Here is a 13,130-nt window from a genome sequence, read left to right on the forward strand (position 1 = left end):
GGAAAAAGAAATGAATAGCCGAGAAATAAAAAAAGTGGTCAGGATTCAGCAGTTTTTCCTTTATATGTAATACATTAAACCGAAAAAAAGGAGACACCCTCAGATGTCCCCTAACCTAAATTTAAAACTGAGAAGTTTTTTCATTAATTCTTCCATTCATTTAATATCGTAGCTGCCGGTGCTTTTATAATAGAACGAACCCAGATATCATTATTGGGAACGTTTGTTCCATATAGGAAATCTGCAACAAAGCTGTCCTCCGGAAGATGAAGTTCTACGGAAAGCCTTTTTGTACGGCTTGTTTCATCAACGGAGGTACGACTTGATACATTTAATCCATTATTAATCAACTCAATATTAATTTCACGCTGAGTTCTGTACCGGAAACTATCACTATACAATCCGAAGTTTGAAGAAATATGGGTATAATCCACAAATCTTTCGAAATCATATATCGGTTTTTTGTTTGTAGAAAGATCCTTTACATATTCTTTCATTTTGATATAAAACCGATTGAGAAAAGCATGCTTATTATAATCTGTTCCAAAATACGCTTCATTCTCAGTACTAAATACTGATAATATGGTATTGGTTTCGTCCATCATGAGTTTTCCATATACTTTTGACAGGTCATTATATACTTTATCCCGGCAAACATAGGCCTGTGAAAGGCCATCCACCGTTTCCACTTTATATTCCGAGAGTAAAGCATCCCATATTTTATTTCCATCAGCATTGGTTTTTGCATTTCTGATATCTGAAACGTAGTCATGCAGATCATCAACATTAATGAAATCTGTAGAAATATAAACAGATTGTGGACCTTCCAGATATCCTCCTCCAATATCAGCATGATCTCCAGGAACAAATATTTCTTTCCAAACTGAAGACTGATTTTCCAATTTCTGATCCTGCATTGTTTTCGAATTCTCAAACAAACCTGTCAATGGAAAGAAAAACCTGCCCTCATTAACTGCACAGAAATGCAGAGCATTCTCTACCTGTGCAGAGATCTTCATGTTATAATTATTAAAAGGCTTAGACTCAATCGTATCAAAAAGCCCCAAAAATTTTATTCTGCAATTTCCTACCGCATAAAAAGTCAGAAGCTGATTACAGAAAGTTCTTGCTAGCATCCCTCCTCTCCCGAATCCATAGATATAGAAATGGTATTCCTTTGTCTCATCATGGATTATTTTCCGCACAAAATCTCCGGCTTTCTGAAGTTTATCATCTGACGAATATCCGCTTCCATAGGGTGGATTTGCACAGGTTGCCATGGCAAAATTATTATCTTCACTACCTGTTGCGGTACCAATTCCTTCAATATATATTTTTTCATCTCCAACGAATAAACTGTATAATTTATAGATATTGCTGAAAGTACCATAATAGCTTTCATTATTATTCAGCGGTTTATCCGGTGAAAGAATATTTGCTCCATTATTTCCTGTACCGTCAAAGAAAATCCCGACGGAAATCACTCTGTTACCATTCATGTTTCTACTTTAATTTTTACTAAAGATCCTGTTTGTGTTTTTTTTCAACTACCATCTCTGAAAGAGACATTCCAAAATAACAGAAGAAAAATAAGGTTCGCTAGAGTGAAAAGTACCAAATAAAAAAATCCGTATTTCTACGGAATCAATTTAGATTTTTTCAAGGGAGTAAATATTGTTGACAATGGCATAGATTACTATACCCACAGTATTCTTGGCTCCGATTTTCTCCAGGATACGTTGTCTGTGACTTTCTACAGTTCTGGGGCTGATAAAGAGTTTTTCTCCGATTTCATTGTTGGTCAATTCCTGACAGATCAGTTTTACCACATCTTTTTCTCTTTCGGATAATTCATCTTCTGTTTCAAAAAGAGATTTTTTTTTGGCAGAGCTGTTCATATAAGTAAACAGCATCTGATGATCTTCGGCCGTAAAAAAGACACCATTTTTATCTACCATTGTGATGGCTTCAATAAAGGTTTTTTTATTCGAGTTTTTGGGAAGAAATGCTGATACTCCCAGCTTAACCATATATCCGAGAATAGAGGTTTTATAATGGGATGACAGGATAATAATTTTAAGATCCGGATATTTTTCTTTCAGGATTTCTACCAGTTCAAAACCATTCATAGGTTTCATCTGAACATCTACGAGAGCAATATCAGGAAATTCATCTTTTGAAAGTTTTCCGAGGTCTTCTATAAAATCGGGGCCATTATCTGCGGTAAGGCAAACCGATATATTTTTTTCATTGGACAGCAACATTTTTACCCCTTCAAGGATGAGCTGTTCATCATCAATCAGTGCTAGTTTGATTTGGGAACTCATGATATTTTGGAATTTTTATAATTAAACGACTTCCTTTATTTGAAAATGTTTTTTTCCATTTGTGTGTGGCGTTCATTGATTTGATACGGGATTCAATATTTTTGATTCCCATCCCTTTTTTCACTTCTTCATATTCAAATCCCTGTCCGTTATCAGAAATTACAACGGCCATATTTTCAGGATAATCTTTAATGTAAATCCAAATATCCGTTGCATCGGAATGCTTGATCACATTGGTGGTAAACTCCTGAATAATCCTGTACAGCTGTACTTCCACGAAAAGATCTTTCTTTTCATATCCAGACATTACCTGCAGGGAAATATTGATTTTATGGGAAAGGTTGGCTATTAATTCTTCAACATATAAAACCAGACCCACAGATTCCAAGTTTACAGGATATAATGAATGGGAAATACTTCTGGCAGCATCAATCAGGGAAGACATCTGACCGTAGATATTTTTTTTGATGAGCTCATCACCCTGAGTATCGAGGTTATTCAACCACAAAGAAAGAATATTGAGGCGGTTTCCGATATCATCATGAATCATCACAGCAATTCTTTTCCTTTCTTCTTCCTGGGCCTTGATGTTTTCCAGAACTAATTTTTTCTGATGAAGAACTTCCGCTTCATGCTGTACATTTTTTTCCTTAATAATTCTGGTAATAAAAGCTCTGTAAGCTAGCAGAATAAAGGATACGATAACTGTTATGGTAACAATTATCAGGATCAGCAGATTGATATTTAGTGTTACTTCTTTAATCTGAAAAAAGTATATAAAAATGAACAGTACAAAATACTCGAAAGAATATTATTGGCACTGAGAATAGTATAATAATCGTTTTCGGACAGATTGGCGATCTGGTGCTGAATGATAAAAATAAACACTGAGACAGAGTAATAGAAAAATATACTGGCATCTACCAAAAGAAAGCGATTCTGTGTAGAGGTATTCTTAATCTCCCGAATCAGAGTAAATCCGGAAAGACAGATGATGATAATATTGGAAACCACTTTCGCTATATCAGCATTGGCAGGATAATCAAATCCGTATTTCGAGATCATAAAACCTGTTGCCAATACACCTACAATCCACAAAACATATCTTGGCCAGTCCAGCTTTCTGATAAATAAACCTGTAAGCAGGAAAAACTCTCCCGCAATGTATAAGGGATAAAGGAATGAGGTATCATTCAGTCTGAAGATATAAGGCAGCGCCAGATTCAGCAATTCAATAAAAAAAAGAAAAGCAATACAATGAAAATATTGCTTTTCTTTATGATTTAATATGCGGTATTTTGCTGCTCCCAGTAGTATAACGGACAGGAGCAGTGCATAATTCAGGAATAAAATTGCCTTATAAAGTTCAGCCATTCCTCAATATATCGTTTTAAAATTCACTTCCTACATCTACATCCGGGATACGGCAAATAGGAGGACATGGTTTTGCCCAGTCGTAAGTATTGGAAATTGATTCTGCTCCCAGTTCTGCATTTCTAAGGTTTTCACGGAAAGAGATAAAGATAAGCGTTACCAACATTTTTCCGTAAATATCATTGTATCTGATCCCAAAAGAACAGGTAATACCTGCCAATCCTTCATCTGAAAGACAAAGGTCTGCTGTAGGAACATAGAATTTTCTGAAAATTCCACTTCCCTGATTTTCTCTGGTCTCTTTATAAAACCAATCCATACCTTGATTTCTCCAACGTTCAATAGCATCTACAGCTTTGTCCTGTTCAAGAATGGGTGTATTGGAAACAGGCAATCCCATATTGGCATTTTTTTCCATGCTTTCAAGATCTTTGGATAGAACGGCGTTTCTAATAAGTGTATACTCCTGAATTTCCTGCAATCTCAGATCTTTTTCAAGTTCGGTAAGGAAACTATATGGATATTCTTTTACATCTATTTTTACCCCATCATTGTTCATAGGATAAAAGATAAGAATCAATCGGTCTCTGTAAATTCCTACTGCAGCACAGAAGTCTTTATAATCCTTAAACCCCTTCATCCATTCAAGGTGTTCTCTGGAAATATTAAAAACATAGTTGGTAGGGATAAGCTTTTGAATTTTGGAAAAGTCAGAAAGACATGCTTTCCACTGGTTTGACGCTGCTCTACATTCTTCTACAGGCAGCATATAGTCTACAATGTTTAATGTTGACATAAGCATAGTTTTTAGTCGTATAAAAATATACAAACTAAATATGCTATGCAAGAGGATTTTAATTAATAATTTTTCACAGTAATATGATAACAGCTCTGCTGCTTCTCTTTGATGTAATATATTCTACCAGCCTTCTCGTAATGCTTTAAAACTTTCTCCAGAGCTATTTCCATTTTCGGATTGTATTTTAAAACGTTGTTGAATCTTATGTAAGAAATATCAAAAGAGTTGCCATAGTTGTGAGAACTAATTCCTAGTGAGGCGTTAGAATTCACTCTTCTCAGCCTGCACTGGTCTTCAAGGGTTCTGGTAATGGATGAAACCGTAAATGTACCGCCTTTTGTATCCTTACTGAACTTTGACCCTATTTTTTCCAGAGTAGTTTTTGCCTTGGATACCATATAAGCCCTGCTGTAATCAAGTCTCTGAACCTGATACCCTTTGCCGGATTTTTTTATTTTGTGGAATTTTCCGTTGTTGATATATTTCTGTACGGTTTTGGAATCTTTCAATAACTGCACTCCAAAACCCTTGGAAGCATCAAGATGAGATTTATAAAGCGGTGTAGGTTCTACCTTTAATACAGTGGCAAGATCATAGCAGGGAAAAGCTTTTTTGGCTGCCTGCGAATAATGTAAACTATAAATAAAAGGTACAAAGACCACACAAAAAAACTTTCTCATTCACCTTCCTTTTAAATTACAAATGAAAGATAAAACATTTATGTTAGATCTTTCAAGACTGATGATAATACTCTCTCAATAAATCCCAAACAAACATTACACCAAATTACAGATTTTGCAATTTTTGTTCCCTCTTTTTTGAAATATTTTTTCAGTTTTAACTTTTTACTTTAAGATTTAAATTTTACATTTGAGATACATAAACAATAAACAACATGATAAAAAAACTTTTCGCTGAATTTTTCGGCACATTTTGGCTTGTTTTCGGAGGGTGTGGAAGCGCTGTTTTCGCAGCGGGTGTTCCAGACATCGGCATCGGACTTTTAGGCGTTGCTTTAGCCTTCGGTCTTACTGTTCTTACCATGGCTTACGCTGTAGGGCATATCTCAGGAGGGCATTTTAATCCGGCAGTTTCTTTCGGGCTTTTAGCAGGAGGAAGATTTCCTGCTAAAGACCTTATTCCTTACATTGTAGCCCAGTGTTTGGGAGCGATTGTAGCAGCAGGATGTCTGTACACAATCCTTAACGGTGCCGGAGCGGTAGAATTCTCAAAACCCGGAGATTTTGCCACGAACTTTTACGGTGAAGCCGTTTACAATGGAAAAGCTTTCAGTATGGGAGCAGCATTTCTTGCTGAGTTTCTATTAACCGCATTTTTCCTAATTGTAATCATGGGAGCTACAGATAAGTGGGCTAACGGTAAGTTTGCCGGTCTTGCCATCGGTCTTGCGCTTACGTTGATCCACCTGATCTCTATCCCGATTACCAATACCTCTGTAAACCCTGCGAGGTCCCTTTCTCAGGCAGTCTTTATGGGAGGAATTGCCATGTCACAGCTTTGGCTGTTCTGGGTAGCCCCTATTTTGGGAGGAGTTGTAGGCGGATTGATCTACAAGTTCTTACTTCAGAGAGATACTGCTGAAATTGCAGATTAATTTTAAAATAATATTTAATGATAAAATCCTGTCAGGCGGCAGGATTTTTTTATTTCTGATTTGAATAAATTGTTTTGAAATTCTTGTAAACGCAAGTTTTTTATAAGAGAAACTTTTTATTTAAAAGGGGCAAAGTTGTTACAACTATGTTGCTTATGAGGCTAATTGTAATGTTGGATTAGTAAGAATCAATGTCATTGATTTCACCTTTGCTTCCATAAAACTTAAAAATAGAGATTAAACTTTTCGTTAAACCCAACATTTTTTTATTTCAGCTTTTTGATTTCAAAAGGATTTTTAAAGATGAGCTCTTCATGTTTCCCTTTAATTTCCATTTTGCGCTGAAGAAGATTAAGCGCCATTTTCCTGATGAAAAGATCTTTGTCATTCAGTTTCCAGTAAGAATCTTCATGAAGCTTTTTAGGCTGGCGGATCAGATAGAATTCAGTTTCCCAGGTATCTGCATTATGATAGAATTCGATGATTCCACAATGTTCAGGGATAAGAGCTGCGTCTACCATTCCCATCGGGAGCAAAAAACTAAAGGAATTGCATATATAATCTCCACAGGAAATTTTATCATGTTTCAGAAATTTTTCCCCGGTATCTTTGTTGATATATGATTTTTTAAAATCATTTTTAAAATCACTCTTTGAAAGCTTGATCTCAATTTCATGACTTCCACCTTCCGAATCTATGATTAATATGTCCGCTTCCCAATCTGCCTGAAAATAATTCGTCAGTACAATTTCTTTTTCAAAATCGCAATGGGAATGGATGTAGGCATGTATTAGTTCTTCTATTTTGATCATTTTTTATGATGGTAAAAATTTTTAATAAAACGCAATGCCCGCAAAGTTTTTAATAGCCAAGTGTTTAAAGGCTCGCAAGGGCGTTTCACTCAGCAAAAGTCGCAAATTATTTTATGATACAAAAATTGACAAGCGAAGCGAATTGACCATTCACAATTGTTCTCTTATGTCCAAAATCATCAACTCACCAGCAGGCTGCATCCTCTGATATCTGAATGATCTATTCTTCCTAAGACCTGAAATTTATCACCCATTATTTTCCCTAAATCCTGTGTTGCAATAAATGAGCAGGAATGCGTATTGGCAAGATCAATGATATTAATAGCTCCTGTACGGCCTTCTTTTTCGTAAGCCAAAGGATCTTCTGCATTCCGAACCATGATTCTCATCCAGTTCGGACATTCGTATTCATTATTTCCAAGGGAATAAGCCTGTGAAAGTAACTCTGTCATGGAATATTCTGAATATATTCTGTCCGTTTTAAGTCCTTCCTGCAAGATTTTCAACAATTCATCTTTGGTCATTTCTTCTTTTCGCCCTTTCATACCGCCGGTTTCAATTACGATTAAATTTTCAGGGAAGTTCAGGGATTCATCGCTTTGCTCGGAATGACAGTAATCAAGAAAGTCTAATAGGGCAAAAGAAACCCCAAAAAGAATAACTTTTTTGCCCTGCAATGTATTTAATAATTCAAAAAGCTCAGCATGATTATAAAGAAAATATCCGTTTTCCGGTTTTGCAGACTTCTTCATAAGATAGTCTACCATATAGATCAGTGATGAGTTTTGTCTCTCAAGATAGCTTGGAAGTAGCCCAAGAAAAATAAAGTCTTCCGGTTTTCCGATAAATTGTTCAAAACTTTTATAAATGCTTTCTTCATAAAGCTCCGGATCTGCAATAAAATGTTTGGAAAGGTTCATCTGGGTGGTTCCCGAACTTTGAAAGTAAAGATCCGTATCCACATTTTTATCCAGAATCTGATGGTTTTTAAACATTTCAATAGGAAGAAACGGAATTTTCACCAGGCTATCTACCTCATCGGGGTTCACCTTCAGAAAATCAACGAATTTCCGGTATATTTCAACATTTTCATATTGATAACGAAATGTTTTCAATGATGCACTTAGAAAATCCTGTTCAGTCTTTATGTTGAATATATTTTTCAATTCCATAATTTTTAAATTCCTTAATCCCTTACTACAAGGCAATTACAGAGATAAAATATTGTTATTTAATAATTTTTTACTATATAAAACCTATTTTGGTAGACTTATTGCAATGTATTACTTGGAATATGGATTAAAAACAAGAGTGGGTTTTTCCACCCGTTCGAAAGTTACCTCTTTTTAGGGGTAATTTTTTTTGCTTTATTTTTCAAAAGTCTTGAGTTCAAAATCCTTTTCAAAAACTCCGTAAGTGAAATAGGATATCCAGTCTCCAAGGTTGATATATTTTGCGTTTTGTTGCAGATCCAGTACCATTGGCAGGTGTCTGTGACCATAGATGAAATAATCAATCTTCTGAGTTTTCAGCTTTTCTTTGGAATAAATAATCAGAAACTCTTTATCTTCTCCCAAAAAAGCTTTGTCTTCTTCTCCGGAGATCATTTTATTTTTTTGTGAAAGGTATAATGCAATTTTCATCGCGATATCAGGGTGAAGCCATTTGAAAAACCATTGAGCCGCCGGATTGGTGAATAGTTTCTTCATTCTTTTATATCCTTTGTCACCAGGTCCCAAACCATCTCCATGAGCCAGCAGAAACTGCTTTCCTCCCATTTCAAAATATTGTTTCTGATAGAATACGGTACATCCGATTTCTTCTTCCAGATAATCTTTCATCCAGAGATCATGATTTCCTACAAAGAAATAAATATGAATTCCTCTGTCTTTCAATTCTGCAATTTTTCCAAGCACACGAACGTATCCTTTAGGAATAACATGCTTCCATTCATGCCAGAAATCAAAAAGATCTCCCATTAAAAACAAAACCTGAGCATCCTCTTTGATCTCATCCATCCAGCGTATAAACCTCTCCTCGCGCACCTTGCTTTCCTTGGGTGTAGGAGCACCAAAATGCTGATCCGAAGCGAAGTATACTTTTTTCCCAGGTTCTAAATTAATTGTTGTTTTTAACACTTTCTGAGTTTTGTGAAAAATTATTGATTATCTTCTGCAAACCATTCTCCATAAGAGTTTTCTGTCTCATGAAGTTTAAGATAAGCTAAAGAAATTCCTTCGGGAAGTCTTGATTTGATTTTAGCAGCAATAGCATACAACATGTTTTCACAAGTCGGCTGGAAGCTGCAATAGATTACTTTATGGCCTTTCTGCTCAAGGTCATCTCCCAGTTCTTTGTGTGGAGACAGTGCATTGACAAGAACCGCATGGTCCCATACATCTACGATCTCAGATTTTACGATACTTTTGATATCTCCGAAATCTACCACCATTCCATTTTTAGGATTTTCAATATCATTAATCGGTTTTCCTTTCACTGTTACAAACAGTTTATAGGAATGTCCATGCATATTTTTACACTTCCCATCGTAGTTGTAAAGCACGTGAGCCGTCTCGAATGTAAAAATTTTTGTAATACGTATCATAATACAAAGATAGGATAAAACAGCTTAATACAGAAAAGACTGTTTCTATTACAGCGATTTTAAGATATTCTTTTTAATCAATTTTGAAAGTCAGATTATGATCCTTGGTTCCATCTACATTAGCAGCATTGTAAGGTACAGAAAGCCAGTTTTTTTTATTCATAACAAATTTAAACTGGTAAGTTTTCCCACTTTCGAAATGAGATTTTGGGAGTGTTAATTCAAAAGCATTGTTTCTTTTCAGATTCATATAATACACCTGATCATCAGGATTCCAGTTGTTAAAAGAACCTGTCACAGAAATACTTTTGATGTACTCTACACTTTTCCCTTCTGGAAATTGATAAGAAAAAATGATATTATCCTTTTCAGTCCGGTAGCCATAATTTTCTTTTTTAAGATTGGGATGAACAATAGGTTCAGACTTTGTATATTCTTCTGCCACCATATATGGGTTCAGCATTCGTTTATCCATCATGCCGGCAATCTGATTGATCATAGGATAAAAAACAGGAAATTCTTTATATCCGTTGTACATCACTATGATAGCTATATTCTGATCCGGAAAAATTCTGTAAGCACTCACATTTCCTCCTGAGAAATCATAGGATTTTATAGCATTAAAGATGTCCGTATCCCAACCATGAGTAAAGGTGATCTCTTTATTTTTGTATTCAAACGGTTTCCACATCAACGCTTGTGTGGCAGGTTTCAGAAAATCATTTTTACTCAAATGAATGCTCCATTGTAAAAATGCAGGCAATGCAATCGCTAAGCCATTCGCTGAATGCGCTCTTCTCCCTTCTACAAATGCGGATTTTTCGTATTGATGTGTCTTTTTGTTGTAGTTATATTTTACAATTCTATTAGGGATTTTTTCAACGGAATTCGATGAAAACACTACCTTATTTTTGGAGTCTGAAAACTGATTCTTCAGGATATAATCTTCAAATTTCTCTCCTGTTATTTTTTCAATGATCATCGTAATCAGCATGTAGTTAGTCTGATTATATCTGTAATCACTTCCGGTTTCAAATTCCATTTTTTCTTTTGATAAGCGGTTAATAACTTCAGCGTTGGTAGCATCTGTTGCAATATCATTGAAATTAATCCAATCCGGAAGTCCTGAAGAGTGGGAAAGAAGATTTTTTACCTTAACATTTTGCCATTCTGCCGGTATATTGTCAACATATTTTGAAATTTTATCTTCCACAGAAAGTTTTCCTTGCTCCACAAGCTGAAAAAGCCCAACATTTGACATCAGTTTTGTACTTGAATACACCCTGAACATGGAATTCTGATCTACTTTTTTATCGCTTTCCAAATTTTCTGTTCCATAATATTTCTGGAAAGTCACTTTATTATTCGTTACAATTCCTACGGCCATTCCCGGTATCTCATTGATTTGAATAACTTTCTTTATATAGCTGTCTATCGCTTTCGATTGTTCTGCAGTCTGACCATAAGCTGTAACGAAAAAGCCTGAAAATAATATTGTTAAAATAGATGATTTCATGGAGATGTTTGTTTGATGTTTCCTTATTAAAAACAACTGCGGGCCTTTTTGTATTACATTTAGGAAAAAAATTATTTGTTATTTTCTGGTTTTAATTGATCGGTTTGAAAGCCTAATTCACTCAAATAATTAAGTCCGTTTTTTATTGTTATTAAATTAGTTCCTGACCATCCATCCTTTAATCCAAGAACAATAAGCTCTTTAATATATTTAGGCTCATTAAGATTAACTACCTCTTCAGTGTTTTTTATTTTATTAAATAACTTTACCCCTGACTTTAAAGGTTGTCCCATCACATAATCATTGACAGTCATAAATTTGATGATTAAAGGGGTTTGTTTTTGTCCGTTTAAAAAAACTTTTACAGTCAAAGTATTAGTTTTAGATTCGAAATAATATTGATCTGCAACTAAATACAAGTATTCTACAGCATTGACAGTTATTTTTCTTAACTTATTTTTCATTACCCTTTTTATCAAGCTATTCTAGCTATTATTTTATCTTTTTTTCAAATCTATTAATGACTTTATACTCTTTGTCTTTGATAACAATTTCATAATTCCCTTTATCCAGGATTAAAAAACGACTGTCATTGGACGTTTTGAGCTCAATAATATCAGCAGGGATTCCCTGTTTTTCAAACTCTCCTTTTCTGTATGCTAAAACCAAGGCCGGATATATCGAAACTTTAGAGGCTGGAATTTTATAAAACTTTCTGTTTTTGTTCAACATCCAATTGGGTCTGCCTTCAACATATTTTGTAACGGGATGAATGATTTTAATATCAGTATACAACTCTTTGTCTTCCCCATTATATATTCCATGATTCTGATCTTTTAAAACAACAGGGACAGTATTTTTCACAAGTCTTAAAAGAGGGTCATTAAATTTCAGGCTACTTTTTTCTGAAAACTGAGTCTGATCAATCGTAAAAGGATTGATCTCCGTAAGGTCTGAAAGTCGTCCTGCCATTGTTTTCTCCCAGGATTTATGAATACCTTCATAAGCATGCTGATAACCGCAGTAGATGAGATATTTGCCATCTTTATTTTTCTGCATAAAATCGAAGATATTTTTTGCTTCTCCAATTTCTCTTTCTTTGTTATTTCCTTCTGCTTCGTAGGGGAAAAGTTTAAATCCAATTTTCAAAGCATTGTAGATAAAATTTCCAAATTCCGGTTCTTTGGAATAATATCCGCTACTGAGAGCAGCAAATTTTGTAATATTTAAAGAATCACTCGCCAATGTTTCGAGGCCCAAATATCTGTAGCCTTTGTCATACAACCCTTGGAGTAAGGAAGAGGCAAATGCTCTGTGACTGGCATTATGATGAGCTTCATTAATGATGATAATCTGTTCACTGGCAGCTCTGTCTAAGATATAATCTTTTGCATTGACGGGGATTAATTTTGTGAATCTCAGACTATCTGCAGTACTCAACTTTTTTACACGTCCAAAAGTCTCATCCCAACTTTCCAATGCCGGTTTGTATTGTCCGCTTATTGAGTAGTATGTTGCTGCCATCTGGCTTCTCCAGGATTGACTTTGGGTAGAGTCTGCTACCTTTTTTTTGATATCATCTGTAAACCAGTAAGGATTTTCCTGACCATAGCTTATTATGCTTAACAAGAGTAAAGCCAGTGAATAAGAGAATTTCATGTGTATTTAGTTTTTGATTTAGGGTTATATAGCTAAAAAAACTTCTCCAGCCAGTCGTTTTCCAGACGTTTTATTTTTTTGGTTTCAGGATCGAACAGAATCCAAAGCGTGCTTGAGTCTACCACAAGTTCTTCATTGCAATAGAACTCAACTTTTCTTGGCTGTTTGGCTCCTTCGGGAGTCAGAGGATAAGTTCTTACCGTAATGATATCATCCAGATAAACCTGTTTTTTATATCGGATATGATGATCCAGAAGCATCCAGGCATCGTTTACATATTCTGTTTGCTGTTTCAGAAGATCCCAGTGTTCCGCTGCTACTTCCTCCACCCAGTGCACATATTGTACGTTATTCACATGATTATTCTGATCAATATGATCTTCTGTTACCTTTATTTGTTTTTCGTACATTAAATTCATTCTG

15 protein-coding genes are annotated in these 13,130 nt (G+C 35.1%); 1 reads left to right on the plus strand and 14 read right to left on the minus strand.

Annotated elements, in window-relative coordinates:
* Positions 1-143: 143 nt before the first annotated feature.
* The 6 genes from PZ898_RS10475 to PZ898_RS10500 form a co-directional block, all read right to left on the minus strand.
* Positions 144-1,499 carry a DUF2235 domain-containing protein gene (locus tag PZ898_RS10475; protein WP_277695454.1) on the minus strand — a complete coding sequence of 452 codons (1,356 nt, stop codon included), beginning with the start codon at positions 1,497-1,499 and terminating at the stop codon, positions 144-146.
* A gap of 150 nt (positions 1,500-1,649) precedes the next feature.
* The gene (locus tag PZ898_RS10480) at positions 1,650-2,327 is read right to left on the minus strand and encodes a response regulator transcription factor (RefSeq protein ID WP_062676134.1); all 678 of its coding nucleotides are present in this window, start codon (positions 2,325-2,327) and stop codon (positions 1,650-1,652) included.
* Positions 2,296-2,877 (minus strand): ATP-binding protein, encoded by a 582-nt coding sequence (locus tag PZ898_RS10485; protein ID WP_228436768.1) that lies wholly within the window; start codon positions 2,875-2,877, stop codon positions 2,296-2,298. The genes PZ898_RS10480 and PZ898_RS10485 overlap by 32 nt, the downstream gene beginning before the upstream one ends.
* A 200-nt stretch (positions 2,878-3,077) precedes the next feature.
* The gene (locus PZ898_RS10490; RefSeq protein ID WP_062676136.1) at positions 3,078-3,701 is read right to left on the minus strand and encodes a hypothetical protein; all 624 of its coding nucleotides are present in this window, start codon (positions 3,699-3,701) and stop codon (positions 3,078-3,080) included.
* A gap of 16 nt (positions 3,702-3,717) precedes the next feature.
* Complete coding sequence (locus PZ898_RS10495; RefSeq protein WP_228411949.1) at positions 3,718-4,497, minus strand: hypothetical protein; 780 nt, start codon at positions 4,495-4,497, stop codon at positions 3,718-3,720.
* Positions 4,498-4,559: 62 nt separating this feature from the next.
* Positions 4,560-5,180: a DUF5715 family protein gene (locus PZ898_RS10500; RefSeq protein ID WP_062676138.1), complete on the minus strand. Its 621-nt coding sequence runs from the start codon at positions 5,178-5,180 to the stop codon at positions 4,560-4,562.
* Between the two features lie 218 nt (positions 5,181-5,398).
* Between PZ898_RS10500 and aqpZ the strand changes: the two genes are divergently transcribed.
* Complete coding sequence (gene aqpZ, locus PZ898_RS10505; RefSeq protein ID WP_034696881.1) at positions 5,399-6,115, plus strand: aquaporin Z; 717 nt, start codon at positions 5,399-5,401, stop codon at positions 6,113-6,115.
* Between the two features lie 266 nt (positions 6,116-6,381).
* On the opposite strand, the gene PZ898_RS10510 is transcribed toward aqpZ, so the two are convergent.
* The 8 genes from PZ898_RS10510 to PZ898_RS10545 form a co-directional block, all read right to left on the minus strand.
* On the minus strand, positions 6,382-6,927 hold the full coding sequence (locus PZ898_RS10510; RefSeq protein WP_062676139.1) for a hypothetical protein: 546 nt from the start codon (positions 6,925-6,927) through the stop codon (positions 6,382-6,384).
* A gap of 179 nt (positions 6,928-7,106) precedes the next feature.
* Positions 7,107-8,099 carry an acyl transferase gene (locus PZ898_RS10515; protein ID WP_216443944.1) on the minus strand — a complete coding sequence of 331 codons (993 nt, stop codon included), beginning with the start codon at positions 8,097-8,099 and terminating at the stop codon, positions 7,107-7,109.
* A 195-nt stretch (positions 8,100-8,294) separates the two neighbouring features.
* The gene (locus PZ898_RS10520) at positions 8,295-9,065 is read right to left on the minus strand and encodes a UDP-2,3-diacylglucosamine diphosphatase (RefSeq protein WP_062676140.1); all 771 of its coding nucleotides are present in this window, start codon (positions 9,063-9,065) and stop codon (positions 8,295-8,297) included.
* 20 nt (positions 9,066-9,085) lie between these two features.
* Positions 9,086-9,532 carry a 6-carboxytetrahydropterin synthase gene (locus PZ898_RS10525; protein ID WP_047097353.1) on the minus strand — a complete coding sequence of 149 codons (447 nt, stop codon included), beginning with the start codon at positions 9,530-9,532 and terminating at the stop codon, positions 9,086-9,088.
* A gap of 73 nt (positions 9,533-9,605) precedes the next feature.
* The gene (locus PZ898_RS10530) at positions 9,606-11,048 is read right to left on the minus strand and encodes a serine hydrolase (RefSeq protein ID WP_277695455.1); all 1,443 of its coding nucleotides are present in this window, start codon (positions 11,046-11,048) and stop codon (positions 9,606-9,608) included.
* Between the two features lie 71 nt (positions 11,049-11,119).
* Positions 11,120-11,512, minus strand: a complete 393-nt coding sequence (locus tag PZ898_RS10535) for a hypothetical protein (protein WP_277695456.1) — start codon at positions 11,510-11,512, stop codon at positions 11,120-11,122.
* A gap of 28 nt (positions 11,513-11,540) precedes the next feature.
* On the minus strand, positions 11,541-12,707 hold the full coding sequence (locus tag PZ898_RS10540; protein WP_277695457.1) for a hypothetical protein: 1,167 nt from the start codon (positions 12,705-12,707) through the stop codon (positions 11,541-11,543).
* Between the two features lie 32 nt (positions 12,708-12,739).
* Positions 12,740-13,126, minus strand: a complete 387-nt coding sequence (locus PZ898_RS10545) for a thioesterase family protein (RefSeq protein WP_120232134.1) — start codon at positions 13,124-13,126, stop codon at positions 12,740-12,742.
* Positions 13,127-13,130: the final 4 nt, after the last annotated feature.

This window comes from Chryseobacterium sp. WX (genome assembly GCF_029542485.1).
GTDB classification, from domain to species: Bacteria; Bacteroidota; Bacteroidia; order Flavobacteriales; family Weeksellaceae; genus Chryseobacterium; species Chryseobacterium cucumeris.

Bases quoted from the DNA above. Each gene is read 5' to 3' on its own strand.
- PZ898_RS10525 (WP_047097353.1), bottom strand. From the start codon at position 9,532: ATGATACGTATTACAAAAATTTTTACATTCGAGACGGCTCACGTGCTT.
- PZ898_RS10480 (WP_062676134.1), bottom strand. From the start codon at position 2,327: ATGAGTTCCCAAATCAAACTAGCACTGATTGATGATGAACAGCTCATC.
- PZ898_RS10530 (WP_277695455.1), bottom strand. From the start codon at position 11,048: ATGAAATCATCTATTTTAACAATATTATTTTCAGGCTTTTTCGTTACA.
- PZ898_RS10515 (WP_216443944.1), bottom strand. From the start codon at position 8,099: ATGGAATTGAAAAATATATTCAACATAAAGACTGAACAGGATTTTCTA.
- PZ898_RS10510 (WP_062676139.1), bottom strand. From the start codon at position 6,927: ATGATCAAAATAGAAGAACTAATACATGCCTACATCCATTCCCATTGC.
- PZ898_RS10485 (WP_228436768.1), bottom strand. From the start codon at position 2,877: ATGATTCATGATGATATCGGAAACCGCCTCAATATTCTTTCTTTGTGG.
- PZ898_RS10545 (WP_120232134.1), bottom strand. From the start codon at position 13,126: ATGAATTTAATGTACGAAAAACAAATAAAGGTAACAGAAGATCATATT.
- PZ898_RS10475 (WP_277695454.1), bottom strand. From the start codon at position 1,499: ATGAATGGTAACAGAGTGATTTCCGTCGGGATTTTCTTTGACGGTACA.
- PZ898_RS10495 (WP_228411949.1), bottom strand. From the start codon at position 4,497: ATGTCAACATTAAACATTGTAGACTATATGCTGCCTGTAGAAGAATGT.
- PZ898_RS10490 (WP_062676136.1), bottom strand. From the start codon at position 3,701: ATGGCTGAACTTTATAAGGCAATTTTATTCCTGAATTATGCACTGCTC.
- PZ898_RS10535 (WP_277695456.1), bottom strand. From the start codon at position 11,512: ATGAAAAATAAGTTAAGAAAAATAACTGTCAATGCTGTAGAATACTTG.
- PZ898_RS10540 (WP_277695457.1), bottom strand. From the start codon at position 12,707: ATGAAATTCTCTTATTCACTGGCTTTACTCTTGTTAAGCATAATAAGC.
- PZ898_RS10500 (WP_062676138.1), bottom strand. From the start codon at position 5,180: ATGAGAAAGTTTTTTTGTGTGGTCTTTGTACCTTTTATTTATAGTTTA.